This window comes from Flavobacterium sp. RSB2_4_14 (assembly GCF_051547085.1).
Lineage (GTDB): Bacteria > Bacteroidota > Bacteroidia > Flavobacteriales > Flavobacteriaceae > Flavobacterium.
In genome coordinates this window covers 1-2,729 of record NZ_JBPTTL010000018.1, presented here as the reverse complement: position 1 = coordinate 2,729, position 2,729 = coordinate 1, and the positions used below count along the sequence as shown (strand labels likewise).

At 36.6% G+C, this 2,729-nt stretch carries 1 protein-coding gene; it reads right to left on the bottom strand.

All coding sequences use genetic code 11. The annotated features are described in order from the left end of the window. Positions 1-1,912: beta strand repeat-containing protein (locus ACSVH2_RS14050; RefSeq protein WP_438093810.1), on the bottom strand; the 1,912-nt coding region annotated here is incomplete at its 3' end. Positions 1,913-2,729 lie beyond the last annotated feature (817 nt).

Genomic DNA, 2,729 nt, shown 5'->3' with positions numbered 1-2,729 from the left:
TTACAAAGATTCTACTATTCAATGCCGCTAAGGTTTGGGTACATGGGCCTACGGCATTGGAAGGTGGTGCTGGTGAGGTAATAACACATACAGCACTATAAGGCTGTTCTACGCCATTAACTATCGCAGCAACCTGAACATCAAAGCTCGTGCTATAAGTATAAACACTAGTCATCGTTAAATTAAAGTTCGGTACGGAACGATCTATAGTTGGAGCGGTCACTCCTGTTACATTGTTTTTCACTTTAAATCTATACACTAAGGTACCTACAACACCACTTGGAACTGAACAACCGATACCACTATTGATAAATGGTAACGTTTGTCCACAATAGTTGGTGATGCTCGTTAAAAAGGCGCCTGTTACCGTATTGGTAATCGTGTTACTAGTAGCAGCGCTCGTAGTTAAACACGTACCACCCGTTATCGTGATAACTACGCTTACTTGATTGCCGTTGGCTAAATTACTTACAGTATAAGTATTGGAAACACCTGTCTGAACCGTTGTACCATTTACTTTGAAATCATAGTTAGAAACTGAACCTCCTCCTAAAGAAGCACCCACAGCAGTAAACGTTACTGGAGTACCATAGACAAAGGTGTTATCACCATCGCTGCTGGTTAATCCAACTGTAGGGGTGATATTAGGAACAATAGTAATAGTACCTGGATCACTTGTTGCTGTACAACCATTTGGAGCGGTATACGTATAAGTATAAGTCGTATTTCCACCACTGTAAGGAAGAGGAACACTGTAAGAACCTGTTCCACCTGGAGGAGAAACAACATTAATCAATGAAATGCTTGAATCTGGACAACCACTAACATTACCAACGGATACAGTTGGTAAAGCTTTTTCTCCCACAATAACTTGTAATGACACTGGACTTCCACAGCTACCCGTAGCATAAGCATAATAAGTACCTGGACCAACAGCACTAGATGGAGTACCTGTTCCATATGTAGCACCTGTTCCATTTGAATTTGCAGTCCAGGAAACTAAAGCACCTGTTCCTGTCAATCCAGTATAAGTTAAAGTAGTAGTAGCATTAGTACAAATTGGAGTAGCAGTAGCTGTTGCAGAGGCAAGCCCTACATTATCACAAATAGTGACACTACCCGTAGTATAATTAAAAGTAACCGTTTTTCCCGCCACCAAATTACTAGTCAAAGTTCTAGAGGTACTACCGGCAAGTTGTCCAGGCAAGAAATTATAATTTCCCGCAGCTTGAGAAGGAGAGGCAAAAACAAAAGCTATAGCTGTACTAGTAATATTAGCCGTATGCCCGCCTTTTTGTACTGATAACGTGCCTGAAGTTACAGTGGTAGCACCAGTGTAATCATTTGAAGCATTTGATATAGTTAAGATTCCTGAACCAACCTTAGTGAGTTTCCCTCCAGATCCAGTTAACTTTCCACTAACAGAAATATTACTCACACCTCCAAATTCAGCTGTATTGTTATTAATGAAAATGGTATTCCCAAATGATAATCCTCCTGAACCATTGGCTTGAAATTGAACAGTAGAAGCATCAACGCCAATATCGGTATTCAGTACATGTGTTGCTGAAGAAGCATTATAGATGCCCAAAGTCAAACCAATCCCAGTACCATCGCCGCCTGAATTTATTGTTCTGACTGAAGAAGCTCCTGCTTGAAAATCTAAACTACCAATAGTAAAAAAAGCACCATTAGTGGTCATAGTTAAATTGTTATTGTGACCAATTTTAACAAAATTCCTAGCCGGGCTGTTTAAATCAGGACGCTGTTGGCTATTGTTCCAAGTAGCATAAAACCATGGATTAGCACCATCCCACCAATTTCCCGTGCTAACCTCAGATCTACTGAACACATCCTGTTGAGAATAAGAAGTAAAGGAAAGTAGCAAAAATAAAAGTAAATTTTTTTTCATAATATAATTATTTAATTAATATTTTTTTTAACTAAAATTGTATAAAGCAGTAATAACGCATTTTTCAAATACAGTAATAGCCAGTATAAAAGTAATTAAATAACAAGATTTAAAAAAAAAATATTGAATTACAAACATACTACAACGTTTGCGTGTTGATAAATTATTGATTTTTAAGAACTATTATTCATAATTAATAAAGAAACTGCATCAAAATTAGCAACTTCATAATTAACAGATTCATAAACTTTTTCTTCAAAGAAATCAACAACACACAAAATCGAAACGCTAAACAATATAATTAGTACATTCCAAAGGAAACTATTAACCCATAAAACCATAGTACTTTGCTTTATTTAACGACAGACCTATCCACTTAAAAAAAGGAATACAGATGATAAGGAAACTAATGTATCTTAATCCCTTAATGGTTTAAAAACTTCGCACCATTTGCAGTTAAAGAAAAAATATCAAAAAATTAAATTCCCCTCCTTTGGAGGGGTGCCTGAAAGGCGGGGTGGTTAATATATGTTCCAAAAAAACAAAACAACTTCTTAATCCATCTTAACACCTTACTGGTTTAAAATCTTGACGTATTTGCGGTAATTAATCACTACAATCCGCGCTTGAAAATCAGTTTCATCAGCGTTCCAAATCTAAACTTGAAAACTGCGACTGAAAACTGAAAGCAAAAAAAATCCCCATCTTGCTTTAACACAAGACAGGGACTTCTTTACTAAGCAGAATTGAAAATCCTAAATCCTAATTCCTTAATCTTAAATAAATCTAACGTTTCACCACGCGAAGCGTTTTCACA